Raw genomic sequence first — 25,190 nt, 5'->3', positions numbered from 1 at the left:
CATAGCCACCCTTTCATTTACCGTTTACTACCGCTCGGGAAAGCTTAGTGCAGACCCTGGATATAGCTGGAAACGGCTTCGATGTCCTTGTTGCTCAGCTTGGCGGCGATGGCGCGCATGATCATGTTGTCGCCGTCGTTGGTGCGGTTGCCTTCGCGGAAATCGGTCAGCTGCTTGGCCACGTACTGGGCATGCTGGCCACCCAGGTGCGGGAAGCCGGCAGCGGCGTTGCCGGCGCCGTTCGGGGAGTGGCAGCCGGTGCAGGCGGGCATGCCTTCTTCCAGCTTGCCGCCACGGAACAGGGCTTCGCCACGGGCCACCAGCTTGGGATCGGCGGCGCCGACGCTGCCGGACTGGCTGGAGAAGTAGGCGGCGATGTCTTGCAGGTCCTGGTCGCTGAGGTTGGTCAGCAGGCCGGTCATTTCCAGCACCTGGCGCTTGCCGTCCTTGATGTCATGCAGCTGCTTGAGCAGGTAGCGCTCGCCCTGGCCGGCGAGTTTGGGGAAGTTCGGGGCAAGGCTGTTGCCGTCCGGACCGTGGCAAGCGCCGCATACGGCGGTTTTGGCCTGGCCGGCCTTGGCGTCGCCTGCGGCGTGGGCCAGACCGGTGATGCCCAGGGTCAACAGCAGACTCACGAGTACTTTGTTCATCAGCTAATCCAATTACGGCTAAGGGTGAAAGAATCTAGCGCCCGACTACCTTCGTTATTGGCTCATCCACTGGATGACCGCTTTGTAGTCTTCGGCACTGCAGTCCATGCACAAGCCTCGGGGAGGCATGGCGTTCAAACCATTGGTGACGCTCTGAACCAGAGCATCAGTGCCCTTGGCCAGTCGCGGCTCCCAGGCCGCCTTGTCGCCCTTCTTGGGCGCCATAGGCAGTTGACCATTGTGGCAGGCCCCGCAGGTCCGGTTGAAAACGGCTTCCGGATCCTGAGCAGCCTGAGCGCCAAAGGCCAGCGCCGCAAGGCTTGCGACGAATACCATCTTCTTCATGATCAACCTCATCAGAGGGGCTTCGCCGGGCTTTCTGCAGTGCCCTGGTCGTTCCCGTGGCCCTTGTACCCTGGGGGATAAAGCGCACACTAAATCTGCGGCATTATATACTGGCGCTGCCCAAACGGAAACGAAACCGCCCTCTGCGACACCAGGTCGCACCCTGTGGACTCCTTCATGTCATTCAAGAATCCGATCATCGGCCTGTGCCAGCAGGCCCGCTTCCTCATCAGTGCCGCCAAGGTGGACCAGTGCCCGCCCGACCAGGGCCTGGAGGTCGCCTTCGCCGGCCGCTCCAACGCCGGCAAGTCCAGCGCGCTGAACACCCTGACCCACGCCAGCCTGGCGCGTACCTCGAAGACCCCGGGCCGCACCCAGCTGCTCAACTTCTTCTCCCTGGACGAGGACCGCCGCCTGGTGGACCTGCCCGGCTACGGCTACGCCAAGGTGCCGATCCCTCTCAAGCAGCATTGGCAGCACCACCTGGAGGCCTACCTGAGCAGCCGCGAGAGCCTGGTCGGCCTGGTGCTGATGATGGACATCCGCCACCCGCTCACCGACTTCGACCGCCTGATGCTGGACTGGTCCAGCGCCGGCCACATGCCGCTGCACATCCTCCTGACCAAGGCCGACAAGCTGGCCTATGGCGCCTCGAAGAACGCGCTGCTGAAGGTGCGCCAGGAGATCCGCAAGGGCTGGGGCGATGCCGTCAGCATCCAGCTGTTCTCCGCACCCAAGCGCCAGGGCGTGGAAGAGGCCCAGGCCGTGCTGGCCCGCTGGCTGCAGCTGGGCGAGGAATTCGAGGAAGGCGGCGACGACGCATCCGACGCCTGAATCGCAGGCAAAAAAAAACCCGGACTTCGTATGGGGAGGGGGAAGTTCCGGGGTTCAAGTCTGAACCGCTAGGGCGGGGTTCAGATATCTGCCAACACTAAACACAGCAAAAGGAGCATCGAAGGCTTCACCAGCCATTCCCAGTCTCTGACCGGGCGTGCTTCACAAAAGTTCACCGCTGCGTCAGAAATTATTCGTCCGGTCAGCGCTGCCCCTTATGCGAAACAGCGCTAAGCCGATGGGCGCACTCAGTGCGCCTCGTCCCAGTTGTCGCCCACCCCGACTTCCACCACCAGCGGCACATCCAGCTCGGCGGCATCGCTCATAAGCGGACGGATGGCGTCGCGCACGGTGTCCACCAGGTCCTCGCGCACCTCCAGCACCAGTTCGTCGTGCACCTGGAGGATGACCCGCGCATCCAGGCCGCTCTCCTGCAGCCAGGCATCCACCGCCACCATGGCGCGCTTCATGATGTCCGCCGCAGTGCCCTGCATCGGCGCGTTGATCGCGGTGCGCTCGGCGCCCTTGCGCATGGCCTGGTTCTTCGAGTGGATTTCCGGCAGGTACAGCCGGCGCCCGAACAGCGTCTCGACGAAGCCCTGGGCAGCCGCCTGCTCGCGGGTGCGCTCCATGTAGGCAAGCACGCCGGGGTAGCGGGCGAAGTAGCGGTCGATGTACGCCTGGGACTGCTTGCGGTCGACGCCGATCTGCTTGGCCAGGCCGAAGGCGCTCATGCCGTAGATGAGGCCGAAGTTGATGGCCTTGGCGCTGCGGCGCTGGTCATTGCTGACCTGGTCCAGCTCGACGCCGAAGACCTCCGCCGCCGTCGCCCGGTGCACGTCGCGGTCGTGACGGAAGGCATCCAGCAGGCCTTCGTCCTTGGCCAGGTGGGCCATGATGCGCAGCTCGATCTGCGAATAGTCCGCCGCCAGCAGCTTGTAGCCCTTGGGTGCGACGAAGGCCTGACGGATGCGCCGCCCTTCGGCAGTGCGGATCGGGATGTTCTGCAGGTTCGGATCACTGGAGGACAGGCGCCCGGTGGCCGCCACCGCCTGGTGGTAGGAGGTGTGGATGCGCCCGGTGCGCGGGTTGATCTGCTCCGGCAGCTTGTCGGTGTAGGTGCTCTTGAGCTTGCTCAGGGAGCGGTACTGCATGATCACCTTGGGCAGCTCGAAGTCCTGCTCGGCCAGGTCCGCCAGCACGTTCTCGGCGGTGGACGGCTGGCCGGTGGCGGTCTTGGCCAGCACCGGCAGGCCGAGCTTCTCGTAGAGGATGGCGCCGAGCTGCTTGGGCGAGCCCAGGTTGAACTCCTGCCCGGCCAGCTCGTAGGCCTGGCGCTCCAGGGCCACCATCTTCTCGCCCAGTTCCAGGCTCTGCTGGCCCAGCAGCTTGCCGTCCACCAGCGCACCGTTGCGTTCGATGCGCGCCAGCACCGGCACCAGCGGCATCTCGATGTCCTTCAGCACCGTGACCAGGGACGGGACAGCCTCCAGCTTCTGCCACAGTGCCTGGTGCAGGCGCAGGGTCACGTCGGCGTCCTCGGCGGCGTAGGGGCCGGCCTGCTCCAGGGCGATCTGGTCGAAGGTCAGCTGCTTGGCGCCCTTGCCGGCGATGTCCTCGAAGCGGATGGTGCTGTGGCCCAGGTACTTCAGGGCCAGGCTGTCCATGTCGTGGCGGGTGGCCGTGGAGTCCAGCACATAGGACTCGAGCATGGTGTCGAAGGCGATGCCCTGGACAGTGATAGGGGTCGAGGCGTTGGCCAGGACGTTCATGTCGTACTTGGCGTGCTGGCCGACCTTGGCCTTGGCCGGGTCTTCCAGCAGCGGCTTCAGGGCCTGCAGCACCGCGTCGCGGTCCAGCTGCGCGGGTACGCCCATGTAGCTGTGGGCCAGGGGCACGTAGGCGGCCTCGCCGGCTTCCACGGCGAAGGACACCCCCACCACCTGCGCCTGCTGGGCGTCGAGGCTGGTGGTCTCGGTGTCGAAGGCGATCAGCGGCGCCGCCTCCAGCTTCTTCAGCCAGGCGTCGAACTGGGCCTGCTCCAGCACGGTTTCATAGCGCGTCTCGACGGCCGGCTCCGCAGGGGCATCCAGCAGGGCCAGTTGTTCGCCGTCCGACTTGGCCTGGCGCTGCAGGTCATCCAGCCAGCTCTTGAACTCCAGGGTGCGGTACAGCTCGGCCAGGGCCTCGCGGTCCGGCTCGCCGGGGTGCAGGGCATCGATCTCGACGTTCAGCTCCACGTCGCACTTGATGGTAGCGAGCTGGTAGGAAAGGTAGGCCATGTCCTTGTGCTCCAGCAGCTTGGCCGGCAGCCCCTTGGCGCCGCGGATCGGCAGCTCGGGCACCTTGTCCAGGCTGGCGTAGAGCACATCGAGCCCGCCGCCCACGCCGGTGAGCAGGCCCAGGGCGGTCTTTTCGCCCACGCCGGGCACGCCGGGGATGTTGTCGACCTTGTCGCCCATCAGGGCCAGGTAATCGATGATCAGCTCAGGACCGACGCCGAATTTCTCTTTCACGCCATCGATGTCCAGCGTGCTACCGGTCATGGTGTTGACCAGCGTAATGTGCGGATCGACCAACTGCGCCATGTCCTTGTCGCCGGTGGAGATCACCACCTGGCGCCCGCCCGCCGCGCTTTGCCGGGCCAGGGTGCCGATCACGTCATCGGCCTCCACGCCCTCGACGCACAACAGCGGCAGGCCCAGGGCCCGCACCGTTGCGTGCAGCGGCTCCACCTGCACCCGCAGCTCGTCCGGCATGGACGGCCGGTTGGCCTTGTACTCGGCGAACATCGCATCGCGGAAGGTCCCGCCCTTGGCGTCGAAGACCACCGCGAACGGGCTGTCCGGGTACTGCTTGCGCAGGCTCTTGAGCATGTTCAGCACACCCTTGACCGCACCGGTGGGCAGGCCCGCCGAAGTCATCAGCGGCGGCAGGGCATGGAAGGCGCGGTACAGGTAGGAGGAACCGTCGACGAGGACGAGAGGGGCTTGGCTCATGCGTGAATTCAACCTTTATTCACCGGACCCGCAGTAGAATGGCCCGGTCATTGACGATAAGGGACAAGGTTACCACCATGCGCGCTTTCAACCGCCTGTTGCTCGCCGGTCTGCTGGCCCTCCTGCCGGTGAGTGTCTTCGCCGACGACGAGGCCCCCTCGCCGGAACCCGACGTCACCATCCGCCAGGACGGCGACAAGACCATCCAGGAATACCGTGTGAACGGCTTCCTCTATGCGATCAAGGTCACCCCCAAGGGTGGCAAACCCTATTTCCTGGTCCGCGCTGACGGCGACAGCAACTTCATCCGGTCGGACAACCCCGACATGCTGATCCCGCAGTGGGAGATCTTCAGCTGGTAAGGCCGCCACGGTGGCCGTAACAAGGTAGTCGAATGTCCGTTTTCACCCCGCTGCAGCGCCCCGAACTCGAAACCTTCCTCGCCCCCTACGGGCTGGGCCGGCTCCGGGACTTCAAGGGCATCGCCGAAGGTTCGGAGAACAGCAACTTCTTCGTCAGCCTGGAGCGGGGTGAATACGTCCTGACCCTGGTGGAACGAGGCCCGGTGGCCGACCTGCCGTTCTTCATCGAACTGCTGGACGTGCTCCACAGCGCCGGCCTGCCGGTGCCCTACGCCCTGCGCAGCGAAGACGGCCAGGCCCTGCGCAACCTCGCCGGCAAGCCCGCGCTGCTGCAGCCGCGCCTCGCCGGGCGCCACCTGCGCGAACCCAACCCGCACCACTGCGGAGAAGTCGGCACGCTGCTGGCGCGCATCCACCTGGCCACCCGCGACCAGCCCATCGAACGCAAGAGCGACCGCGGGCTCGACTGGATGCTCAGCGAAGGCCCGCACCAGGCCGAGCGCCTCGACGCCCAGGCCCGCCCGCTGCTGGAGCAGGCCCTGGCCGAGATCGAACGCCTCAAGCCCCGCATCCAGGCCCTGCCACGGGCCAACCTGCACGCCGACCTGTTCCGCGACAACGCCCTGTTCGACGGCCCGCACCTGGCGGGGGTGATCGACTTCTACAACGCCTGCTCCGGCCCGATGCTCTACGACCTGGCCATCACCCTCAACGACTGGTGCTCAGACGACGACGGCCAGCTCGACGAGGCCCGCGCCCGCGCCCTGCTCGGCGCCTACGTTGCCCTGCGCCCCTTCACCGCCGCCGAGGCCGAACTCTGGCCGACGCTGCTGCGCGTCGCCTGCGTGCGCTTCTGGCTGTCGCGCCTGATCGCCGCCGAGGCCTTCGCCGGCCAGGACGTGCTGATCCACGACCCCGCCGAATTCCAGCGCCGCCTGGCCCATCGCCAGGTGGTGGAGCTGCCGCTGCCCTTTGCGCTTTAGGCGGCCGGCTCTTCCACCACTGCCCAGCCGAAGGCGGGGTACAGCGCGCCGTCCTCGTCGCGCTGGGCCACGCCGAATAGCCCGCCCACCAACCGTGCATTGCGCTTCTTGCCGATGGTGAACTCATCGATCAGCAGCGCCGCGCTCACCAGGCTCTTGGGGATGGCCTGCATGTCCGGCCCCTGGGCCTGGTCCGGCATCAGCCAGTCACCACTCAGCGCCGCCACGCCCGCCCGCTCGAAACGCACCTGCCAATCCCACAGGTAGGGGTTCGGCCGCAGCGCGTCGGTGGCCGTGTCGACGATGTAGGGGAAGAGCGTCAGGATCCAGCCCGTCAGCTCCGACGGGCCCGAGCCGCTGCGATAGCGGAAGAAGGACTCCCAGAAGGCACGGTCCACCTCGCCGGCCGCGGTGCGGGCGATCACCTCCAGCACCGGCTTCAGACTCGCCACCCAATGGCCCAGGCCGTAGCCCTCCAGGGCGGTGAGGCGCTCGATGATCAGGCGCCAGTCGTCCTCGGTGCCCTGCAGTTCGATCTCGGGGATGCCGCAGCCGGCCAGCATCTCGTAGTCGAAGTAGCCGCTGAACGCATCCATCCAGCACAGCGAGAAGGCCGCCTGCTCGATGGGCCCGGTGGTGGAGAAGGCGGTGGCGATGAAGTCGGAGAGCTGCGGTATCTCCCCGGCGATCTGCTGGGAAAAATCACCGAACAGCTCGACCCAGCGGCTCTTGTCGGCAAAGGGATAGTCCGGGCAGAGCACCCTCAGCGTCTTCTTGCCCTGGTGGCTCACCAGGTCAGGGCGCAACCGCTCGCCATGCAGGGCCATATGGTTCGCGAAGCCCTGGGTGATGCAGAACCAGATGTCGTCCGGGCGGATGACCAGCGGGTGGTGACCATAGAAGGCACGGCATGCGGCCTTGGCGAAGGCGTTGCAGTTGTCCTCCTCCAGCAGTTCGGCGGTCATGCAGTCCAGCGCTTCCACCGGCCGATTGAGCAGCACACGCATGACGGTGTCGGCCGGCAGGCGTGGGTAGCGCGCGCCCTGTGCCACGTCCGAAAGGGTGAAACGGACCATGCAGGTGACTCCTTTCCGTGGAATGACGAAGCGGCCATGGTGCCGGGTCCGGGTGGATTACGCACTGGGTCTGTCGAGCATGTCGGGATGGACCGTAGGGTGGGCTTCAGCCCACGCGGTTGCCGGTCTGTCGTAGGCATCCCCGTCGATACTCCGCTGCCCAAGCTCGGGCACACCGCAAACCGTAGCCTGGGCTTCAGCCCAGGGATGGCGGGGTGTAGACGGTCGTGCATGGCGGTTTCAAGGGGTTCGCCGGCGCAACGCATGCTTGTCTGGCGTGAAGATCCACTCAGGCGCAGACATCCCTGTCGGTACTCCGCTGCCCAAGCTCAGCCCCGGCCCGGCCATCCATGGCCGGTCGTTCGCCGGGGCGAAGCATGCTTCGCCTGATCCGGCTCACCCACATTTCGAGTGCCCGCAGTTGAGGCAGGTGGCGCAGCCGTCCATGCGGACGACGGCCTGGGTGTTGCACTTGCCGCAGAGCTGGGCGCCGGGGGGGAAGCCTTCGCCGGGTTCGGCGGTGGTGGTGCCGAGGCTGGCTTCGTAGGCGGCGCGCTTTTCGGCGAGGAAGCGCTGCTGCTCCGGGTCGGGTTGGGGGCCCTGCATCAGGCCGATGGCCACCAGGTGGCGTTCCAGCACGGCGCCGATCTCGGCCACCAGGGAAGGCATGTACAGCCCGCCGCGCTTGAGGTAGCCGCCACGGGGGTCGAACACCGCGCTCAGCTCCTCCACCAGGAAGGTGCAGTCGCCACCCTTGCGGAACACCGCCGACATGATGCGGGTGAGGGCGACGATCCACTGGAAGTGCTCCATGCCCTTGGAGTTGATGAAGATCTCGAAGGGCCGGCGCTGCTCGTGGGGCGTGCCGGGGTTGAGGACGATGTCGTTGATGGTCACGTACAGCGCGTGCTCCGACAGCGGCGACTTGATCTTGTAGGTCGCCCCCACCAGGGTTTCCGGGCGCTGCAGGGTCTCGTCCATCTGCACCACGGCGGCCGCTTCCTCGGCGGCGCGGCGGGCGCGCTCGGCCTCCACGTCCACCACCTGGAAACCCTTGATCCGCTGGTTGATCTTCACGCTCATCGCCGCCTCCGCTCAGTAACGCCCGTAGTAGCCCTCCTTGAGGGCCTCGTACAGGTTCGCCGCCGTGTGCACCTCGCCGTCGTACTCCACCTCCTCGTTGCCCTTCAGCTCCACCACGCTGCCGTCCTCCAGTTCGAAGCGGTAGCGGGTCTTCTCCAGGTCCGCGTCCTTCACCAGCACGCCCTGGAAGGCCGCCGGGTTGAAGCGGAAGGTGGTGCAGCCCTTCAGGCCCTGGCGCCAGGCGTAGAGGTAGATGTCCTTGAAGGCCTCGAAGGGGTAGTCGGTGGGCACGTTGGCGGTCTTGGAGATGGAGGAGTCGACCCACTTCTGCGCCGCCGCCTGGATGTCCACGTGCTGGGCGGGGGTGATGTCCTCGGCGGTGACGAACCACTCCGGCAGGCCATGGCCCGCCGACTCGGCCCCCGGCGCCGCCTGCGGGTCCACCAGGGCGCGGTAGGCCAGCAGCTCGTAGCTGACCACCTCGACCTTCTGCTTGGTCTTGCGCCCGGGGCGGATCAGGTTGCGCGAATAGACGTGGGCGAAGCTCGGCTCGATGCCGTTGGAGGCGTTGTTGCCCAGGCTCAGGCTGATGGTGCCGGTGGGGGCGATGGAGCTGTGGTGGGTGAAGCGCGCGCCCACCTCGGCCAGTTGCGCCACCAGCTCCGGCGCGTGCTCGGCGATGCGCTGCATGTAGCGCGAGTAACGCGCGTGCAGCACGCTGCCGGGCACCGAGTCACCCACCTTGTAGCCGTCGGCGGCCATCTCCGGGCGCTGCCGGAGCATCGCCTCGGTCACCGTGAAGCGCTGCGCCAGCAGCGGTGCCGGGCCTTTCTCCTTCGCCAGGTCGAGGGCCGCCTGCCAGCCCACCAGGGCCATCTCCCGGGCCACCTCCTCGGTGAACACGCAGGATTCCGGGCTGCCATAGCGCAGGCCGAGCAGGGCGAGCGCCGACCCCAACCCGAGGAAGCCCATGCCATGGCGGCGCTTGCCGGTGATCTCCTCGCGCTGCTGCGCCAGGGGCAGGCCGTTGATCTCCACCACGTTGTCCAGCAGGCGGGTGAAGACCTTCACCACCTCGCGGAAGCGCTCCCAGTCGAACCGCGCCTGGTCGGTGAACGGGTCGTCGACGAAGCGGGTCAGGTCGATCGAGCCCAGCAGGCAGGAACCGTAGGGCGGCAGCGGCTGCTCGCCGCAGGGGTTGGTGGCCCGGATCGCCTCGCACCACCAGTTGTTGTTCAGCGCATTGACCCGGTCGATGAGGATGAAGCCCGGCTCGGCGTAGTCGTAGGTGGAGGCCATCACCATGTCCCACAGGTGCCGCGCCTTGAGCCGGCCGTAGATGCGGCAGGCCACCCGGCCATCCTCCCGCACCTGGTAGCCCGCGTGGATCGGCCAGTCGCGCCAGAGCACCTGGGTCGGGTCGTCCAGGTCCACCTCGTCCAGCTCGCGGGCATGCAGGGGAAACACCAGCGGCCACTCGGCGTCCTGCTCCACGGCCTGCATGAAGGCATCGGTCACCAGCAGGCTGAGGTTGAACTGGCGCAGGCGGCCGTCCTCGCGCTTGGCGCGGATGAACTCGCGCACGTCCGGGTGGGCGATGTCGAAGGTGGCCATCTGCGCCCCGCGCCGTCCCCCGGCGGAGCTGACGGTGAAGCACATGCGGTCGTACACGTCCATGAACGACAGCGGCCCGCTGGTGTGCGCCCCGGCACCGGAAACGAAGGCGCCCCGGGGGCGCAGGGTGCTGAACTCGTAGCCGATGCCGCATCCGGCCTTGAGGGTCATGCCGGCTTCGTGGACCTTGCCGAGGATGTCGTCCATGGCGTCATGGATCACCCCCGAGACGGTGCAGTTGATGGTCGAGGTGGCCGGCTTGTGGGCCTGGGCACCGGCGTTGGAGAGGATGCGCCCGGCCGGCAGCGCACCCTGGCGCAGGGCCCAGAGGAAGCGCTCGTACCAGTGCTCGACGTCCTTCGGCTCCACCTCGGCCAGGGCCCGGGCCACCCGTTGCAGGCTGTGGTCCGGGGTGTCGTCCAGCGGCGTACCGTCGCGCCGGCGCAGGCGGTACTTGCTGTCCCAGATGTCTTCGGAAGCCGCCTGCAAGGGCAGCGGCAGGCGGGTCTTCGCGGGGGAGCCGGTGCGGGTCATGGGGGTCGGAGCCTCCTGTCGCCGGGGCAGAGATGTCCCGAGAGGAAGTTAGACCGTCGACCCAAGAAAAGTCGTCGCGACTCGACCGATGGTGTGGCTTTTGGGCGCGCGCAGGTTACGCGCTGTGGATAAGTGGCCTGGGGCGCCTCAAAGCGCCTCCAGGCACCCCGCCAGGCCCTGGGCCAGGTCGTCCAGCAGGCGCTCGTAGCCACCTGCGGCCACCGGCACCTGCATGCCCAGTGCATCCAGCTCGGCCAGGCGCACCGGCAGGCCCTGGGTCAGGGTTTCGGCCAGGCGCGGGCGCACCGGCGGCTCGCTGAACACGCAGCTGGGGCCGGCCGCCCGCAGTCGCTCGCGCATCGCCGCCACGTGGCGGGCACCCGGCTGTACCTCGGCCGCCACGCTGAATACCCCGGTGTGACGCAGGCCGTAGGCGCTCTCGAAGTAGTCGAAGGCCTCGTGGAAGACGAAGAACGGCTTGCCGCTGACAGCCGCCATGCGGGCCTTGAGGCGAACATCGAGCTGGTCCAGGCGCTCACCGAAGGCCTTCAGGTTGGCCTGGTAGCGCGCCGCGTTGGCCGGGTCCGCCGCCGACAGGTCCGCCGCCATGCGGGCAGCGATCACCCGGGCGTTGGCCGGCAGCAGCCAGAGGTGGGCGTCCAGGGAGCCGGGGCGGTGGTCATGGTCGTGCTCATGGGCGTCCTCGTGCTCATGCTCGTCGTGGCCGAGGGCCTCGAAATGGCGCAGCTGCATGCCCGGCAGGTCCTGCACCGCCACGGCCGGCGCGCTGCGCCCGGCGATCACCTTGGGCAGGAAGCCTTCCAGGTCCGGGCCGACCCAATACAGCAGCGGCACCTCGCGCACCCGCCGTACGTCGGACGGCCGCAGCGCGTACTGGTGCGGCGAGGCCCCCGGCGGCAACAGCACCTCGGGCTCACCCACGCCGTCCTGAACGGCAGCGGCGATCAGCTGCAGCGGCTTGATGCTGGTCAGCACACGGACGTCGGCGCCGGCCGGCAGCGCCAGGCAGGCAAGGAGGGCGAGCAGGACGAGACGCGACACGGGGAGGACTCCGACACAAAGGCGTAATAGAATAACGTCTCTTTGACTCAACGTCGCCGCCATGCTCAAGCCGATCAAGACCCAAGCCCCCCTGGCCTGCCGCCCCCACGACCACTCCCACTGCGTGCGGGATGCGCTGGCCGAGGCCGAAGCCCTCTGCGCCCGCGACGGCCTGCGTCTGACCGCCCTGCGCAAGCGCGTGCTGGAGCTGGTCTGGGCCAGCCACAAGCCGCTGGGCGCCTACGACATCCTCGGCGTGCTGACCGAGGAAGACGGCCGCCGCGCCGCACCGCCCACGGTGTACCGCGCCCTGGAGTTCCTCCTGGAGAACGGCCTGGTGCACCGCATCGCCTCGCTCAACGCCTTCGTCGGCTGCAACCACCCCGGCGAAGCCCACCAGGGCCAGTTCCTGATCTGCCGCCAGTGCCAGACCGCCATCGAGCTGGAACAGTCGGCCATCAGCGACGCCATCGTCGCCAGCGCCCAGGCCGTCGGCTTCGCCGTGGAAGGGCAGACCGTGGAAGTGGTCGGCCTGTGCGCCACCTGCCGGGGCAAGGCATGAGCCAGGACGCGCTGATCCGCCTGGAGGGCGTCGGCGTCACCTTCGCCGGCCAGGCGGTGCTGCAGGACGTGGGGCTGACCCTGCGCCCCGGCGAGATCGTCACCCTGATCGGCCCCAACGGCGCCGGCAAGACCACCCTGGTGCGCACCGTGCTCGGCCTGCTGCAGCCCCAGCGCGGCAGCGTCTGGCGCAAGCCGCGCCTGCGCATCGGCTACATGCCGCAGAAGCTCCAGGTGGATGCCACCCTGCCGCTCACCGTGCTGCGCTTCCTGCGGCTGGTGCCGGGGGTCGACCGCGCCGCGGCGCTCGCCGCCCTCAGCGAAGTGGGCGCTCCCCAGGTAATCGACAGCCCGCTGCAGACCGTTTCCGGCGGCGAGTTGCAGCGCGTGCTGCTGGCCCGCGCCCTGCTGCGCGAGCCCGAGCTGCTGGTGCTGGACGAACCCGTGCAGGGCGTCGACGTCGCCGGCCAGGCCGAGCTGTACCGCCTCATCACCCAGCTGCGTGATCGCCTCGGCTGCGGCGTGTTGATGGTCTCCCACGACCTGCACCTGGTGATGAGCACCACCGACCAGGTGGTGTGCCTGAACCGCCACGTGTGCTGCTCCGGCCACCCCGAGCAGGTCAGCTTCGACCCGGCCTTCGTCGAGCTGTTCGGCAAGGACGCCCAGAGCCTGGCCGTCTACCACCATCACCACGACCACGAACACGACCTCCACGGCGAAGTGATCGAGCGCCCCGGCTTCCCCACCGGCACCCGCTTCACCCCCGTTCACAAGCACGGCCCCGACTGCAACCATGGCTGATTTCCTCGTCAACGCCCTGCTCGCCGGCCTTGCGCTGGCCCTGGTGGCAGGCCCGCTCGGCTCCTTCGTGGTGTGGCGGCGCATGGCCTACTTCGGCGACACCCTGTCCCACGCCGCCCTGCTGGGCGTGGCCCTGGGCCTGATGCTCGACATCAGCCCGACCCTGGCGGTGACCGTCGGCTGCGTGCTGCTGGCGGTGCTGCTGGTGACCCTCCAGCAGCGCCAGCCGCTGGCTTCGGACACCCTGCTGGGCATCCTCGCCCACAGCACCCTGTCCCTCGGCCTGGTGGCCCTGAGCTTCATGAGCGAAGTGCGGGTGGACCTGATGGGCTACCTGTTCGGCGACCTGCTGGCGGTGAGCCCCACCGACCTCGCCTGGATCCTCGGCGGCAGCGCCCTGGTGCTGGGCCTGCTGGTGCCGCTGTGGCGGCCGCTGCTGGCCATCACCGTGCACGAGGAGCTGGCGCGGGTGGAGGGCCTGCCGGTCACCGCCATCCGCCTGGCGCTGATGCTGCTGATCGCCGTGGTGATCGCCGTGGCCATGAAGATCGTCGGCGTGCTGCTGATCACCTCGCTGCTGATCATTCCCGCCGCCGCTGCCCAGCGCCACGCCCGCACCCCCGAGCAGATGGCCGTCGGCGCCAGCCTGCTGGGCCTGGTGGCGGTGTGCGCCGGCCTGGCGCTGTCCTGGTTCAAGGACACCCCCGCCGGCCCGTCCATCGTGGTCTCGGCGGCAGCGCTGTTCCTGCTCAGCTTCGCCGCCCCGCGCCGCACCTAGCCGACCGTCGCCGGCTCGCTGCGCGCGGGCTGGAGGACGCTTGAGCGGCGATCCTCGAGGATCATCCGCGCCGCCTTCTCGGCGATCATCAGCGTCGGCGAGCAGGTGTTGCCCGACACGATGGTCGGCATGATCGACGCATCCACCACCCGCAGCCCCGGCACCCCGTGCACCCGCAGGCGCGCGTCCACCACTGCCTCGCGGTCCGCGCCCATACGGCAGGTGCCCACCGGATGGAAGATAGTGGTGCCGATGTCGCCCGCCGCCTGGCGCAGCTCCGCCTCGCTCTGCAACGCCGGGCCCGGCAGGTACTCCTCCGGCCGGTACGGCGCCAGTGCCGGCGCGGCGGCGATGCGCCGGGTCAGGCGGATGGCGTCGGCGGCCACCCGCAGGTCCTCCTCCTCGCTCAGGTAGTTCGGCTGGATCAGCGGTGGCGCCTTCGCCTCGGCGGTGCGGATGTCCACCCGGCCCCGGCTGGCCGGACGCAGGTTGCACACCGAGGCGGTGAAGGCGGGGAAGGGGTGCAGCGGCTCACCGAAGCGCTCCAGGGACAGCGGCTGCACGTGGTACTCCAGGTTCGCCCGTTGCTGCTCCGGGCCGGAGCGGGCGAAGGCGCCCAGCTGGCTCGGCGCCATGGCCAGCGGGCCGCTGCGGCTGAGCAGGTAACGCAGGCCCATGCCGGCCTTGCCCCACAGGCTGCCGGCCATCTGGTTGAGGGTCGGCACGCCGCTGACCTTGTAGATCAGCCGCAGCTGCAGGTGGTCCTGCAGGTTGCCGCCCACCCCCGGCAGCTCGTGCCGCACGCCGATGCCGAGGCGCTCCAGCAGCGGGCGCGGGCCGATCCCCGAGCGCTGCAGCAGCGTCGGCGAACCGATGGCCCCCGCCGCGAGGACCACCTCCCGCGCGGCGAAGCTGCACAGGTCGCCCCGCCAGCGCGCCACCACGCCGCAGGCGCGGCCCTCTTCGAGCACCACCCGCTCCACCTCCACATCGGTCAGCACCCGCAGGTTCGGCCGGCCCAGCACCGGCCGCAGGTAGGCCTTGGAGGCGTTCCAGCGCACGCCGCCGCGCTGGTTCACCTGGAAGTAGCCACAGCCCTCGTTGTCACCGGTGTTGAAGTCATCCACCGGGGCGATGCCGGTCTCCCCGGCGGCGGCACGGAAGGCCTCCAGCAGCGCCCAGGACAAGCGCTGCCGCTCCACCCGCCACTCGCCCCCTGCGCCGTGGTGCGCCGACGCGCCACCGAAGTGGTCCTCGCAGTGCTTGAACAGCGGCAGCACCTCGCTCCAGCCCCAGCCGGGGTTGCCCAGCGCCGCCCAGTGGTCGTAGTCCGCCGCCTGGCCGCGCATGTAGATCATCCCGTTGATCGACGAGCTGCCCCCCAGCACCCGCCCGCGCGGGTAGCCCAGGGAACGGCCGTTCAGCCCCGGCTCGGCCTCGGTGCGCAGGCACCAGTCGGTGCGCGGGTTGCCGATGCAGAACAGGTAGCCCACGGGAATGTGGATCCACGGGTGGTTGTCGCGCCCGCCGGCTTCCAGCAGCAGCACGCGACAGGCCGGGTCGGCCGACAGCCGGTTGGCCAGCAGGCAGCCGGCCGGGCCGGCGCCGACGATCAGGTAGTCGTAGGGGAGGGGTTCGAGGTCCATGGGGCCTTCCTCTTATTGTCGTTTTGTCGGGCAGGGCCGAGCCTAGCAGGCCGCCGGCCCGGTCGGCCGGAAAGGTCGGACCCGCCTCGGCTGATTTTCCCGACAGCCGGCGAACGCCAGGCCAGGCAACGGGTCTGATAGCACGCTGAGGGCAGGCCCGCGCCTACACTTTTGTCCTGCCCGGTCGCGCCGTGTAGAATTGCGCGTTTTTTGAACAAACCGAGAATCGCAGGAATGAAGCCGTTCGCAACCCGATACCTTCCCGTTATCGCGATTTCCCTGCTGTTAGCCGCGTGCCAGAGCAAACCCCAGGACACCGTCATCCCCGCCGATGAACTGGTCACCCGTTTCCGCCAGCTCGACCTGACCCTGGCCAACGGCCAGCTCGCCGAGGCCGAGACCCAGCTCAAGGCCTTGCAGACCAGCGCCGCCGGCGACACCCGCCTCGAGCAGTACCAGCGCCAGCTCTCCGAAGCCTGGCTGAAGAAGGGCCAGGCCGCCCTGCAGCAGGGTGACCTCAACAGCGCCACCACCGCCCTCAGCCACGCCCGCAGCCTGATGCCCCAGGCCCCGGCGCTGACCACCGGCCTGGACGGCGCCATCGCCCACGCCCGAGCCAGCGAAAGCGAGCGTGCCGCCCAACTGGCCGCCGCCCGTGAAGCCGCCGCCCGTGCCGAGCAGGCGCGCCAGCAGCAGCTCGCCGCCCAGCGCCAGGCCGCCACCCCGGCGCCCCAGGCCCAGCCGGTGGAGGAGAAGCCCGCCGCCCCCGCACGGCCGGTGCGCCGCGTCGCCAACGACGTGGCCCTGCCGATGCTGGACAACGACGACAACGAGCGCCTGCGCAGCCTGCTCGACGCAGTGGCCGCCGACGTGGTCGCCTTCGACTGCGACGTGCGCCTGCATGTGCGCGAAGCCAAGCAATACCCCTGGGTGGTGGCCCTGCTCCAGGCCCGGGTGAAGAAGCTCGACCCTGCCTACAAGCTGCGCCTGGCCCACAGCATCGACCCCAGCCAGACCCCGCGCCTGCAACTGAACCCCGCACGCTGATCCCCGCGCCCGGCCCCCTCACGGGCCGGGCCGCAAAACCCCGCTTTCGCCCCCGCGTTATTCCAAGTGGCTATACCCCTAGGCCGACAAAGATTTTCGGCCACCCCCCGCGAAGCGGTAGACTACGCGGCTTTTTAGGCCCCATCGGGCCCCCGAGAGCCCCACAAGGTTTCCCTACGTGATCGAATTCCATGACGTCCACAAGGCGTATCGAGTCGAAGGCCGCGACATCCCCGCGCTGCGACCGACCGACCTGAGCGTGGCCCAAGGCGAAGTGTTCGGCCTGATCGGCCATTCCGGTGCCGGCAAGAGCACCCTGCTGCGACTGATCAACCGCCTGGAAGAGCCCAGCGGCGGGCGCATCGTCATCGACGGCGAAGACATCACCGCCCTCGACGCCGAAGGCCTGCGGCGCTTCCGCCAGCGCGTCGGCATGATCTTCCAGCACTTCAACCTGCTGTCCTCCAAGACCGTCGCCGACAACGTCGCCCTGCCGCTGAAGCTGGCCGGCGAACTGTCCCGCGCCGAGATCGAGCAGCGCGTCGAGGAACTGCTGGCCCGGGTCGGCCTCGCCGCCCACGCCCGCAAGTACCCCGCCCAGCTTTCCGGCGGGCAGAAGCAGCGCGTCGGCATCGCCCGCGCCCTCGCCACCCGGCCGAAGATCCTGCTCTGCGACGAGGCCACCAGCGCCCTCGACCCGCAGACCACCGGCCAGGTCCTGCAGCTGCTGGCGGAGATCAACCGCGAGCTGAACCTGACCATCGTCCTCATCACCCACGAGATGGACGTGATCCGCCGCGTGTGCGACCGCGTTGCGGTGATGGACGCCGGCGTCATCGTCGAGCAGGGCCCGGTGGCCGACGTCTTCCTGCACCCGCAGCACCCCACCACCCAGCGCTTCGTCCAGGAGGACGAGCAGGTGGACGAAGGCGAGCAGCGCGAGGACTTCGCCCACGTCCAGGGCCGCATCCTGCGCCTGACCTTCCAGGGCGAAGCCACCTACGCTCCGCTGCTGGGCACCGTCGCCCGCCAGACCGGGGTGGACTTCAGCATCCTGGCCGGGCGCATCGACCGCATCAAGGACACCCCCTACGGCCAGCTGACCCTGGCCCTCACCGGCGGCGACATCGAGGCCGCGCTGGCCTGCTTCCGTGAAGCGGACGTTCACCTGGAGGTCCTGCGCTGATGAACGAACTCATCGCCAACATCGACTGGTACGAAATCTGGCTGGCCAGCCTCGACACCCTCATGATGCTGGGCGGCTCGCTGCTGTTCACCGTCCTGCTGGGCCTGCCGCTGGGCGTGCTGCTGTTCCTCACCAGCCCGCGCCAGCTGTTCGAGAACCGCGCCGTCTACAGCCTGCTGTCGCTGGTGGTGAACGTGCTGCGCTCGCTGCCGTTCATCATCCTGCTGATCGTGATGATCCCCTTCACCGTCCTCATCACCGGCACCTCCCTGGGTGTCGCCGGCGCCATCCCGCCGCTGGTGGTGGGCGCCACGCCGTTCTTCGCCCGCCTGGTGGAAACCGCCCTGCGCGAAGTGGACCGCGGCATCATCGAGGCCACCCAGGCCATGGGCGCCACCACCCGCCAGATCGTGGTCAACGCCCTGCTGCCGGAAGCCCGGCCAGGCATCATCGCCGCCATCACCGTCACCGCCATCACCCTGGTGTCCTACACCGCCATGGCCGGCGTGGTGGGCGCGGGTGGCCTCGGCGACCTGGCCATCCGCTTCGGCTACCAGCGCTTCCAGACCGACGTGATGGTGGTCACCGTGGTCCTGCTGCTGGTGCTGGTGCAGATCCTGCAGACCGTCGGCGACAAGCTGGTGGTGCATTTCTCCCGCAAATGAAAGGATGGCCGGCGTCCACCCGACCCGGCCCTCGCATTCCCATAAGGAGCGTTCCATGAAAAAACTGCTGGTGGCCGCTGCCGCCTTCGCCGCCTTCTCCGCCCAGGCCGACACCCTGACCGTGGCCGCCACCCCGGTGCCCCACGCGGAGATCCTCGAATTCATCAAGCCCCAGCTGGCCAAGGAAGGCGTGGACCTGAAGATCAAGGTCTTCACCGACTACGTGCAGCCCAACGTGCAGGTGGCCGAGAAGCGTCTGGACGCCAATTTCTTCCAGCACCAGCCGTACCTGGATGAGTTCAACAAGTCCAAGGGCACCCAGCTGGTGAGCGTCGCCGGCGTGCACATCGAGCCCTTCGGCGCCTACTCCACCAAGATCAAGAAGCTCGACGAACTGCCCCAGGGCGCCTCGGTGGTCATCCCCAACGACGCCACCAACGGCGGCCGCGCCCTGCTGCTGCTGGCCAAGGCCGGCGTGATCACCCTCAAGCCCGAGGCCGGCATCACCGCCACCCCCAAGGACATCGCCGAGAACCCCAAGGGCATCAAGGTGCGTGAACTGGAAGCGGCCACCCTGCCGCGCGTGCTGACCCAGGTCGACCTGGCCCTGATCAACACCAACTACGCCCTGGAAGCCAAGCTGAACCCCACCAAGGACGCCCTGGCCATCGAAGGCAGCGACTCGCCCTACGTGAACATCCTGGTGTCCCGCGCGGACAACAAGGACAGCGCCGACATGCAGAAGCTGGCCAAGGCCCTGCACAGCCCCGAGGTGAAGAAGTTCATCGAGGAGAAGTACAAGGGCGCTGTGGTACCGGCGTTCTGATCGCTTCCCGGTCATGAAGAAGCCCGCTCATCGAGCGGGCTTTTTTGTGGGTGCTGTCTCAGTGCTTTGTTGCGGAGCCAAGCCGGTTATCGAGTTTTGCGGGTGTTTTTCGTTTCGCCCTCCCGGGCGAGTCTCTTTTTTCAGTCGTCGGAATGCCGCCCACAAAAAAGAAACCAAAAAGGCTCGCCCCTGCATCCGAACTTGGCGTCCCCGCCCAGCTACGCCGGGTCCCCTCACTCCATCGTCGTTACAGGGGCACGCGCCGACGGGCCATCCATGGCCCGGCGGCGCTCTCGCGACATCCATGTCGCTCAACCCCTTCCACAACGATTCCACTCGGCCTACTGAAGGGGCACTGTCGCCGCCCCACCCTCACACGCTCAATGCAAGCACAGCGTGCGCTCACGACTTGCTAACGCTTTCGATACAGGGAGTGGGGGCCGGGTCAGTTGCAGGGCTTTGGAGAGCGGCAACAGAAGATCAGTACATGACGATTGTGTAGGCCGCGTTCGAGCCGGAATTGAAAGAAGCATCCTTCAGAGCGCAGGCCCGGCGAGCGCCATCAGCCGATCTCCACCCGCTCCGGCCGCGACCAGATCCACGCGGCCCCGAACGCCATCCCCACTCCGGCCATGACCACCGACGGCGTGTGCGACACGGTGCAGGCCATCAGCGTCAGCCCCAGGCTCATGCTGACGCTGGCCGCGAGCTTGGTGCGGCGGGTGATCACCCCGCCACGGCGCCAGTTGCGCAGCGGCGGGCCCAGCAGGCGGTGGTTCTCCAGCCAGGCGCTGAGGCGCGGCGAGCCGCGGGAGGCGGCCCAGGCCGCCAGCAGCACGAACTCGGTGGTGGGCAGCCCCGGCAGCACCACGCCCAGCAGCGCCAGGCCGATGGCCAGGTAGGCCAGGGCCACCCACAGCCAGCGCAGGCGGCCAGGTGTGGGGGCGGGGGTATCAGGCAAAGCAGCGTTCCAGGTGGTCGGTGAAGCGGTTGAACGCCGCGATGGCGGCGGCCTCGGCCAGGCGCTCCTGCTCGGCGTCCAGGGCCAGGCCGTCGAGGGTGGCGACGAAGGCCTTCCAGCCCTGGGCGCGGCCGCCGGCCGGCTCGCCCAGGTGGCGGGCGCCGAAGGTGTCGGAGAGGCCCAGGCCCTCGGCACGCTTGTAGAGGAACGCCGCGCCGAGCTTGGAACCCTCGGAGACGAACAGCCAGCCCAGGGCCGCGCCCAGGCTCAGCCCCACGGTGGGCGCCTCGCCCTCGACCGCCGGCAGCGGGTGGCCCAGGTCCGCCAGGTCGGCCTTGGCTTGCTCGTGACGGGCACGGGCCGGCAGGTCCTCGAACAGCTGGCCCAGGCTGGCGTCGGCGTACAGCCCGGCCAGGTCCATCTGGAACAGGTACTGCGCCGCGACGAAGCGGGCGAAGTGCTCACGCTTGCCGAACGGGTCGTGGCTCTTCACCAGCGCGTCCAGGCGGCTGTGGGGCTCGTGGGTGACCTGGTTCAGGCGCTGGGAGCGCAGGGGATGGGACAGTTGCGGCTGGGATGCGGTCATGGCGATGTCTCGATTCGAGTGAACTGCCCAGGCGAAGCGCCGGGCCTTTCACACATGACGTTTTAGCGAACGAGACTCAGTAAAAATAATTGGACAGCGCCGTCATGCCGTGTCGGCTAGCCCCGCGCCTCGTCGCTGAAGTACCCCGCCAGCGCCTCCAGATCCCCCGGCACCAGCTGCCCCGCCAGATACCGCAGCTGCAGCCACGCACGCAGGTAGCCGTAGCGCGCCTGGGCCAGGTCGCGGCGGGCGCTGTAGAGCTGCTGCTCGGCATCCAGCACGTCGAGGTTGACCCGCTCGCCCCCGGCCACGCTGCGCCGGGTCGCTTCGATCAGGGTACTGGCGGACTCCACCGCCAGGGCGTAGGCACGCAGCTTGGCGGCGCTGCTGGCGCAGAGGTTGAACTGCTGGCGCAGCTGGTTGAGGGTCTCGGCGGTCTGCGCGTCGAGGCTGTGGCTGGCCTGCTCCACCTCGGCCACGGCGCGGCGGGTGGAGGCGCTGACGGCGCCCCCGGCGAACAGCGGCAGGCTGATCTGCAGGCCGATGCTGTCGGTGTCGTATTCCTGGTTGTAGGTGCTCTCGGAGCCGGAGCGGGTCTTGCTGGTGCTGGCGTAGGCGCTGACGGTGGGCAGGTGCCCGGCGCGGTTGCGCTCCACCGCGTAGCGGGCCCGGTCGAGGGCGTGGCGCTGGGCGGCCAGCTCCGGGTTGGCGGCCAGGGCGAGGTCGCGCCAGGTCTCGAAGCGCGCCGGTTGCAGCGGCTGCAGGGTGAAGTCCTCCGCCAGTGGGGTGAGGTCCTGCACCGCCAGGGGCTCGCCGACGATGGCCTGCAATTGGCGCAGGGCGGCGTCGAGGTTATCCACAGCCTCGATCTCCTGGGCGCGGGCCAGCTCCAGGCGGGCGCCGGTTTCCAGCAGGTCGGTGCGGGTGCCTTCGCCGGCCTGGAACAGCCGCTGGTTGAGCTGCAGCTGCTCGGCATAGGCGCGGCGCTGGGCCTGGACCAGGGCGATCTGGTCCTGGGCGAACAGCGCCTCGCTGTAGGCGCTGAACAGGCGCACCAAGAGTTCCTGGCTGCGCCCGCGGTAGCGCGCGTCGGCCATCAGCGCCTCGGCCTCGCCCTGGCGGTAGGCGGCCCAGGCGGCGTAGTCGAACAGCGGCTGCTGCAGGGTCAGGGTGGAGGCGCGGCTGCGGTAGTCACGCTGGCTGGTGACGTTGCCCTGGGTGCTGGCCTGGGTCACTTCGGAGTCGTTGCGCGCGCTGCTGTAGCTGTAGGACAGCGTCGGCAGCAGCCCGGCCCGGCCAATGGCGCGGGCCTCCTGGCCGGCATCGCGCTCGGCCAGGGCGGCTTGCAGGGTCGGGTCGTTGCGCAGGGCCAGGGCGTAGGCGTCGCGCAGGTCGAGGGCGCTGGCCGGCCAGGCGAGCGCCAGCAGCAGGGCGGGGAGCAGGGCGCGCATCAGTCCTCCGACAGGGCCAGGTGCAGGCGGTCGGCCAGGGGCTTGAACAGGTAGTTGAGCAGCGAGCGCTCGCCGGTGCGGACGAACGCCTGCACCGGCATGCCCGGGCGGATGTCGAGGCCGGCCAGTTGCCGGGCACCGTCCTCGCTGACGCGGATGCGCACCTGGTAGTAGGGCTCGCGGGTCTGCTCGTCGAGCAGGCGGTCGGCGGACACCAGCACCAGCTCGCCGGGCACCCGGGGCGTGCTGCTCTGGTTGAAGGCGGCGAACAGCAGCTCCACCGGCAGGCCGGGGCGCAGGCGGTCCACCAGCTCCACCGGGGCGCGGGCGTCCACCAGCAGCGGCGCATCGCGGGGCACCACCTCCATCAGTTGCTGGCCGGGGGCGATGACCCCGCCGGGGGTGAACACCGCCAGCCCCACCAGGGTGCCGGCCACCGGGGCGCGCACCTCGGTGTGGGCCAGTTCGAATTCGGCGCTGGCCAGGCGGCTGGCCAGTTCGCCGAGGCGCAGGCGGTTGTCCACCTGCTGCTGGTGCAGGTCGCGGCGGTACTCCTCGGCCTGCTGGCGTTCGCGCCAGCCCAGCTCCTGCACCTGCTGGTGGGCGTGGCCGATGGCGCCGACGGCTTCGCCCAGCTCCCCGTCGAGCTGGGCCAGCAGGCGCTCGTTCTCCAGCAGGCGGTTGCGCGGGATGTAGCCCTCCTGCGCCAGCCCGCGCAGCCCCTGGAGCTGCTGCAGCAGGGCTTCGCGCTGCTCGCGGCGGTAGCGCTGGGCGCTTTCCAGCCCGGCGAGGTGGGCGCGGGCACCGGCCAGCCCCTCGCGCAGGGCGGCCTGTTGCAGGCGCTGGGCTTCGCGGCGGCTGGCGAACAGCTGCTGGTGCAGGGCCTGGCTGGCCTGCATGTCGGGGTCGTCGGCCGGCAGGCTCGGCGGGAAGCGCAGCTGCGCCTGCCCTTCGGTTTCGGCCGCCAGGCGCACGGCGGCGGCCTGGGCGTCGCGGTATTGCTGGCGCAGGGTGTCGCGTTCGGCGCGCGGGCGGGTGGCGTCGAGGGTGAGCAGCACCTGGCCGGCGCTCACGGCCTCGCCGTCGTGCACCAGCAGGCGCGCCACCACGCCGCCGGTGGGGTGCTGCACGGCCTGGCGGTGGCCGGCGACCACCACGCTGCCGCTGACGGCGACGCCCTTGTCCAGCGGGGCGAGGGCGGCCCAGAGCAGGAAGCCGCCGAAGCCAGCCAGCACCAGCCAGCGGCCGAGCCGCGCGGGGCGGTGGTCGTCGAGGGGCAGCACATCGGCCAGGGGGCGGGAGGCATCGGGCAAGGCGGGCATGGCAATCCTCGGCTCAGGAGCGGGTGGCATCCAGGCGGTAGTTGAGGCTGTAGGCGGAGGCGGCCCGGCGGGGGGCGGGCGCAGGGGCCGGGGCGACGGCGGGCGGTGCAGCGGCGGGCTCGCGCTGCAGGGCCTGGAGCACCCGCGCCGCGGGGCCGAAGGCCTGCATCTGGCCGCCCTTGAGCACCAGCAGGTGGTCGACGCTGGCCAGCAGGCTGGGCTTGTGGGTGATCAGCACGCGGGTGCGGCCGGCTTCGCCCAGGCGGGCGAGGGCGTCCAGCAGGGCGCGTTCGCCGTCTTCGTCGAGGTTGGCGTTGGGCTCGTCCAGCACCACCAGGGCCGGCAGCCGGTAGAGCGCGCGGGCCAGGCCGATGCGCTGGCGCTGCCCGCCGGAGAGGCCGGCGCCGCCCTCGCCCAGGCGCGTGTCGTAGCCCTCGGGCAGGCGCAGGATGAGTTCGTGCACGCCGGCCAGGCGCGCGGCCGTCACCACCTGCTCGGGGTCCGGCTCGGCGAAGCGGGCGATGTTCTCGGCCACGCTGCCGGCGAACAGCTGCACGTCCTGGGGCAGGTAGCCGATGTGGTCGCCCAGGCGCTCGCGGTCGGCCTGGGCGAGGTCGGCGCCGTCCAGGCGGACCTTGCCGCCGGCCGGCTCGGCGGCACCCACCAGCAGGCGCGCCAGGCTGGACTTGCCGGAACCGGAGGCGCCGATGATGCCGAGGGACTGCCCGGCCTCCAGGGCAAAGCCGATGGCGGCCAGGCAGGGCCGCCGGCTGCCGGGGGCGAAGGCGGACAGCTGCTCCACCTCCAGCGCCCCCCGTGGCGCCGGCAGGGGCATGCCGGCACGGCGCGGCGGTTCGGCCTGCAACAGGGCCTGCAGGCGCTGCCAGGCGTCGCGGGCGCCGCTCCACTGGCGCCACACGGCGATCAGCTGGTCGATGGGCGCCAGCACCCGCGCCATGAGGATCGAGCCGGCGATCATCATCCCCGGGGTGATCAGGTGTTCCAGCGCCAGCCAGGCGCCGAGCCCCAGCACCAGGGACTGCAGGCCCAGGCGCACGCCCTTGGAGAGGGCGCCGACGGCGGCCATACGTTCGCTGGCCAGCCCCTGGCAGGCGAGGAAGCCGCGGTGCTGCGCCAGCCAGCGCGCCCGCAGGCGGCCGAGCATGCCCATGGCGTCGATGGCCTCGCCGTTGCGCAGGTGCCCGGTGGCCTGTTGGCTGGCCTGTTGCGCCAGTTGCCCGGCCTGCTGCAACAGGCCGTGGCTGACCCGCTCGTTGAGCCAGGCCAGGGCCACCAGCGCCAGGGCGCCGACCAGGGCGAAGAGGCCGAGCCAGGGGCTGAACAGGCCGATCACCACCAGGTACACCGGGAACCAGGGGGCGTCGAAGAAGGCGAACAGCGCCGGCCCGGTGGCGAACTGGCGCAGGCTGTTGAGGTCGGCCAGGGCCTGGGCCGGGCTGGCACCGCTGCGGCTCGCGGCGCGGTAGGCGGCATCGTGGATGCGGGCGTTGAAGGCCATGTCCAGGCGCGCACCGAGGCGGATCACCACCAGGCTGCGCAGCCACTCCAGCGCGCCCATGAAGGCGAACAGGCCGAGGGCCATGAGGGTCAGCATCAGCAGCGTCATGGCGTTGCCCGAGGCCAGGACGCGGTCGTAGACCTGCAGCATGTACAGGGCCGGCACCAGCATCAGCAGGTTGATCACGGCGGTGAACAGGCCGACGTTGAGCAGCGCCGGGCGGCTGGCGGCCAGGGCCTGGCGCAGGTCATCAGGGTGAAGGGTGGTCATGGACGGCCCCAGAGGCGCCGGCGGCA

General features: G+C 69.5%; 23 protein-coding genes. 10 read left to right on the top strand and 13 right to left on the bottom strand.

Translation table 11 applies throughout. From position 1 onward, the window contains the following. Positions 1-44: 44 nt before the first annotated feature. Together PotMrB4_RS00505 and PotMrB4_RS00500 are read right to left on the bottom strand one after the other, a co-directional pair. Positions 45-650: a c-type cytochrome gene (locus PotMrB4_RS00505; protein ID WP_044403817.1), complete on the bottom strand. Its 606-nt coding sequence runs from the start codon at positions 648-650 to the stop codon at positions 45-47. 54 nt (positions 651-704) lie between these two features. Next, a complete protein-coding gene (locus tag PotMrB4_RS00500; RefSeq protein WP_044403820.1) occupies positions 705-995 on the bottom strand; it encodes a c-type cytochrome in 291 nt (96 codons plus the stop codon). 177 nt (positions 996-1,172) lie between these two features. Between PotMrB4_RS00500 and yihA the strand changes: the two genes are divergently transcribed. After that, complete coding sequence (yihA, locus tag PotMrB4_RS00495; RefSeq protein WP_172432247.1) at positions 1,173-1,829, top strand: ribosome biogenesis GTP-binding protein YihA/YsxC; 657 nt, start codon at positions 1,173-1,175, stop codon at positions 1,827-1,829. A gap of 248 nt (positions 1,830-2,077) precedes the next feature. Here yihA and polA read toward each other — a convergent pair whose 3' ends face one another. Then, entirely contained in the window at positions 2,078-4,828 is a 2,751-nt protein-coding gene (gene polA, locus PotMrB4_RS00490) for a DNA polymerase I (protein ID WP_074969959.1), read from the bottom strand. Between the two features lie 77 nt (positions 4,829-4,905). On the opposite strand from polA, the gene PotMrB4_RS00485 reads away from it, so the two are divergent. Beyond that, complete coding sequence (locus PotMrB4_RS00485) at positions 4,906-5,190, top strand: DUF2782 domain-containing protein (RefSeq protein ID WP_044403825.1); 285 nt, start codon at positions 4,906-4,908, stop codon at positions 5,188-5,190. A gap of 32 nt (positions 5,191-5,222) precedes the next feature. After that, positions 5,223-6,173, top strand: a complete 951-nt coding sequence (locus PotMrB4_RS00480) for a homoserine kinase (RefSeq protein WP_172432246.1) — start codon at positions 5,223-5,225, stop codon at positions 6,171-6,173. On the opposite strand, the gene PotMrB4_RS00475 is transcribed toward PotMrB4_RS00480, so the two are convergent. The 4 genes from PotMrB4_RS00475 to PotMrB4_RS00460 all read right to left on the bottom strand — a co-directional run bounded on the left by PotMrB4_RS00475 (position 6,170) and on the right by PotMrB4_RS00460 (position 11,605). Then, a complete protein-coding gene (locus PotMrB4_RS00475) occupies positions 6,170-7,249 on the bottom strand; it encodes a DUF4419 domain-containing protein (protein ID WP_172432245.1) in 1,080 nt (359 codons plus the stop codon). The genes PotMrB4_RS00480 and PotMrB4_RS00475 overlap by 4 nt on opposite strands. 396 nt (positions 7,250-7,645) lie before the next feature. Further along, positions 7,646-8,332: a TSCPD domain-containing protein gene (locus PotMrB4_RS00470; RefSeq protein WP_044403830.1), complete on the bottom strand. Its 687-nt coding sequence runs from the start codon at positions 8,330-8,332 to the stop codon at positions 7,646-7,648. Positions 8,333-8,344: 12 nt separating this feature from the next. Continuing rightward, positions 8,345-10,480 (bottom strand): adenosylcobalamin-dependent ribonucleoside-diphosphate reductase, encoded by a 2,136-nt coding sequence (locus tag PotMrB4_RS00465; protein WP_172432244.1) that lies wholly within the window; start codon positions 10,478-10,480, stop codon positions 8,345-8,347. A gap of 147 nt (positions 10,481-10,627) precedes the next feature. Next, complete coding sequence (locus PotMrB4_RS00460; RefSeq protein ID WP_172435025.1) at positions 10,628-11,605, bottom strand: zinc ABC transporter substrate-binding protein; 978 nt, start codon at positions 11,603-11,605, stop codon at positions 10,628-10,630. Between PotMrB4_RS00460 and PotMrB4_RS00455 the strand changes: the two genes are divergently transcribed. Genes PotMrB4_RS00455 through znuB form a run of 3 tightly spaced genes read left to right on the top strand, consistent with a single transcriptional unit; the run spans position 11,604 to position 13,685 of the window. Further along, a complete protein-coding gene (locus PotMrB4_RS00455) occupies positions 11,604-12,104 on the top strand; it encodes a Fur family transcriptional regulator (protein WP_044403839.1) in 501 nt (166 codons plus the stop codon). The genes PotMrB4_RS00460 and PotMrB4_RS00455 overlap by 2 nt on opposite strands. Continuing rightward, entirely contained in the window at positions 12,101-12,907 is an 807-nt protein-coding gene (gene znuC / locus PotMrB4_RS00450; RefSeq protein WP_172432243.1) for a zinc ABC transporter ATP-binding protein ZnuC, read from the top strand. Before PotMrB4_RS00455 ends, znuC begins: the two co-directional genes overlap by 4 nt. After that, complete coding sequence (znuB, locus tag PotMrB4_RS00445) at positions 12,900-13,685, top strand: zinc ABC transporter permease subunit ZnuB (protein WP_044403842.1); 786 nt, start codon at positions 12,900-12,902, stop codon at positions 13,683-13,685. The genes znuC and znuB overlap by 8 nt, the downstream gene beginning before the upstream one ends. Here znuB and PotMrB4_RS00440 read toward each other — a convergent pair. Further along, positions 13,682-15,331, bottom strand: coding sequence for a GMC family oxidoreductase (locus PotMrB4_RS00440; protein WP_172432242.1), 1,650 nt, complete (start codon positions 15,329-15,331; stop codon positions 13,682-13,684). The two genes, znuB and PotMrB4_RS00440, sit on opposite strands and share 4 nt — an antisense overlap. A 234-nt stretch (positions 15,332-15,565) precedes the next feature. Here PotMrB4_RS00440 and PotMrB4_RS00435 point away from each other — a divergent pair, with 234 nt between their 5' ends. The 4 genes from PotMrB4_RS00435 (at position 15,566) to PotMrB4_RS00420 (ending at position 19,055) form a co-directional block, all read left to right on the top strand. After that, positions 15,566-16,378 carry a hypothetical protein gene (locus PotMrB4_RS00435; protein ID WP_172432241.1) on the top strand — a complete coding sequence of 271 codons (813 nt, stop codon included), beginning with the start codon at positions 15,566-15,568 and terminating at the stop codon, positions 16,376-16,378. A 178-nt stretch (positions 16,379-16,556) separates the two neighbouring features. After that, positions 16,557-17,564, top strand: coding sequence for a methionine ABC transporter ATP-binding protein (locus tag PotMrB4_RS00430; protein ID WP_044403850.1), 1,008 nt, complete (start codon positions 16,557-16,559; stop codon positions 17,562-17,564). Next, on the top strand, positions 17,564-18,229 hold the full coding sequence (locus tag PotMrB4_RS00425; RefSeq protein WP_044403853.1) for a methionine ABC transporter permease: 666 nt from the start codon (positions 17,564-17,566) through the stop codon (positions 18,227-18,229). Before PotMrB4_RS00430 ends, PotMrB4_RS00425 begins: the two co-directional genes overlap by 1 nt. Before the next feature lie 55 nt (positions 18,230-18,284). Next, a complete protein-coding gene (locus tag PotMrB4_RS00420; RefSeq protein ID WP_172432240.1) occupies positions 18,285-19,055 on the top strand; it encodes a MetQ/NlpA family ABC transporter substrate-binding protein in 771 nt (256 codons plus the stop codon). Positions 19,056-19,617: 562 nt separating this feature from the next. Here PotMrB4_RS00420 and PotMrB4_RS00415 read toward each other — a convergent pair. The 5 genes from PotMrB4_RS00415 to PotMrB4_RS00395 all read right to left on the bottom strand — a co-directional run bounded on the left by PotMrB4_RS00415 (position 19,618) and on the right by PotMrB4_RS00395 (position 25,164). After that, positions 19,618-20,016, bottom strand: coding sequence for a YbaN family protein (locus PotMrB4_RS00415; RefSeq protein ID WP_069565927.1), 399 nt, complete (start codon positions 20,014-20,016; stop codon positions 19,618-19,620). Beyond that, positions 20,009-20,602 carry a biliverdin-producing heme oxygenase gene (locus PotMrB4_RS00410; protein WP_044403861.1) on the bottom strand — a complete coding sequence of 198 codons (594 nt, stop codon included), beginning with the start codon at positions 20,600-20,602 and terminating at the stop codon, positions 20,009-20,011. The genes PotMrB4_RS00415 and PotMrB4_RS00410 overlap by 8 nt, the downstream gene beginning before the upstream one ends. A gap of 116 nt (positions 20,603-20,718) precedes the next feature. Next, positions 20,719-22,053, bottom strand: coding sequence for a TolC family outer membrane protein (locus PotMrB4_RS00405; protein ID WP_107330552.1), 1,335 nt, complete (start codon positions 22,051-22,053; stop codon positions 20,719-20,721). Beyond that, on the bottom strand, positions 22,053-23,375 hold the full coding sequence (locus PotMrB4_RS00400; protein ID WP_172432239.1) for an HlyD family type I secretion periplasmic adaptor subunit: 1,323 nt from the start codon (positions 23,373-23,375) through the stop codon (positions 22,053-22,055). Before PotMrB4_RS00400 ends, PotMrB4_RS00405 begins: the two co-directional genes overlap by 1 nt. A gap of 13 nt (positions 23,376-23,388) precedes the next feature. Next, on the bottom strand, positions 23,389-25,164 hold the full coding sequence (locus tag PotMrB4_RS00395) for a type I secretion system permease/ATPase (protein WP_172432238.1): 1,776 nt from the start codon (positions 25,162-25,164) through the stop codon (positions 23,389-23,391). Positions 25,165-25,190: the final 26 nt, after the last annotated feature.

It is taken from the genome of Metapseudomonas otitidis, from assembly GCF_011397855.1.
Classification (GTDB): Bacteria; Pseudomonadota; Gammaproteobacteria; order Pseudomonadales; family Pseudomonadaceae; genus Metapseudomonas; species Metapseudomonas otitidis.
Note: the sequence above shows the minus strand (reverse complement) of the source record. Positions and strands in the feature narration are given on the sequence as shown.

What these genes read in the sequence shown, in the direction of transcription:
- PotMrB4_RS00500 (WP_044403820.1), bottom strand. Translation starts at nt 995, where the DNA reads ATGAAGAAGATGGTATTCGTCGCAAGCCTTGCGGCGCTGGCCTTTGGC.
- PotMrB4_RS00410 (WP_044403861.1), bottom strand. Translation starts at nt 20,602, where the DNA reads ATGACCGCATCCCAGCCGCAACTGTCCCATCCCCTGCGCTCCCAGCGC.
- PotMrB4_RS00480 (WP_172432246.1), top strand. Translation starts at nt 5,223, where the DNA reads ATGTCCGTTTTCACCCCGCTGCAGCGCCCCGAACTCGAAACCTTCCTC.
- yihA (WP_172432247.1), top strand. Translation starts at nt 1,173, where the DNA reads ATGTCATTCAAGAATCCGATCATCGGCCTGTGCCAGCAGGCCCGCTTC.
- PotMrB4_RS00425 (WP_044403853.1), top strand. Translation starts at nt 17,564, where the DNA reads ATGAACGAACTCATCGCCAACATCGACTGGTACGAAATCTGGCTGGCC.
- PotMrB4_RS00440 (WP_172432242.1), bottom strand. Translation starts at nt 15,331, where the DNA reads ATGGACCTCGAACCCCTCCCCTACGACTACCTGATCGTCGGCGCCGGC.
- PotMrB4_RS00395 (WP_172432238.1), bottom strand. Translation starts at nt 25,164, where the DNA reads ATGACCACCCTTCACCCTGATGACCTGCGCCAGGCCCTGGCCGCCAGC.
- PotMrB4_RS00470 (WP_044403830.1), bottom strand. Translation starts at nt 8,332, where the DNA reads ATGAGCGTGAAGATCAACCAGCGGATCAAGGGTTTCCAGGTGGTGGAC.
- PotMrB4_RS00460 (WP_172435025.1), bottom strand. Translation starts at nt 11,605, where the DNA reads ATGGCGGCGACGTTGAGTCAAAGAGACGTTATTCTATTACGCCTTTGT.
- PotMrB4_RS00435 (WP_172432241.1), top strand. Translation starts at nt 15,566, where the DNA reads ATGAAGCCGTTCGCAACCCGATACCTTCCCGTTATCGCGATTTCCCTG.
- PotMrB4_RS00405 (WP_107330552.1), bottom strand. Translation starts at nt 22,053, where the DNA reads ATGCGCGCCCTGCTCCCCGCCCTGCTGCTGGCGCTCGCCTGGCCGGCC.
- znuB (WP_044403842.1), top strand. Translation starts at nt 12,900, where the DNA reads ATGGCTGATTTCCTCGTCAACGCCCTGCTCGCCGGCCTTGCGCTGGCC.
- PotMrB4_RS00475 (WP_172432245.1), bottom strand. Translation starts at nt 7,249, where the DNA reads ATGGTCCGTTTCACCCTTTCGGACGTGGCACAGGGCGCGCGCTACCCA.
- PotMrB4_RS00420 (WP_172432240.1), top strand. Translation starts at nt 18,285, where the DNA reads ATGAAAAAACTGCTGGTGGCCGCTGCCGCCTTCGCCGCCTTCTCCGCC.
- PotMrB4_RS00465 (WP_172432244.1), bottom strand. Translation starts at nt 10,480, where the DNA reads ATGACCCGCACCGGCTCCCCCGCGAAGACCCGCCTGCCGCTGCCCTTG.
- polA (WP_074969959.1), bottom strand. Translation starts at nt 4,828, where the DNA reads ATGAGCCAAGCCCCTCTCGTCCTCGTCGACGGTTCCTCCTACCTGTAC.
- znuC (WP_172432243.1), top strand. Translation starts at nt 12,101, where the DNA reads ATGAGCCAGGACGCGCTGATCCGCCTGGAGGGCGTCGGCGTCACCTTC.
- PotMrB4_RS00455 (WP_044403839.1), top strand. Translation starts at nt 11,604, where the DNA reads ATGCTCAAGCCGATCAAGACCCAAGCCCCCCTGGCCTGCCGCCCCCAC.
- PotMrB4_RS00485 (WP_044403825.1), top strand. Translation starts at nt 4,906, where the DNA reads ATGCGCGCTTTCAACCGCCTGTTGCTCGCCGGTCTGCTGGCCCTCCTG.
- PotMrB4_RS00505 (WP_044403817.1), bottom strand. Translation starts at nt 650, where the DNA reads ATGAACAAAGTACTCGTGAGTCTGCTGTTGACCCTGGGCATCACCGGT.
- PotMrB4_RS00400 (WP_172432239.1), bottom strand. Translation starts at nt 23,375, where the DNA reads ATGCCCGCCTTGCCCGATGCCTCCCGCCCCCTGGCCGATGTGCTGCCC.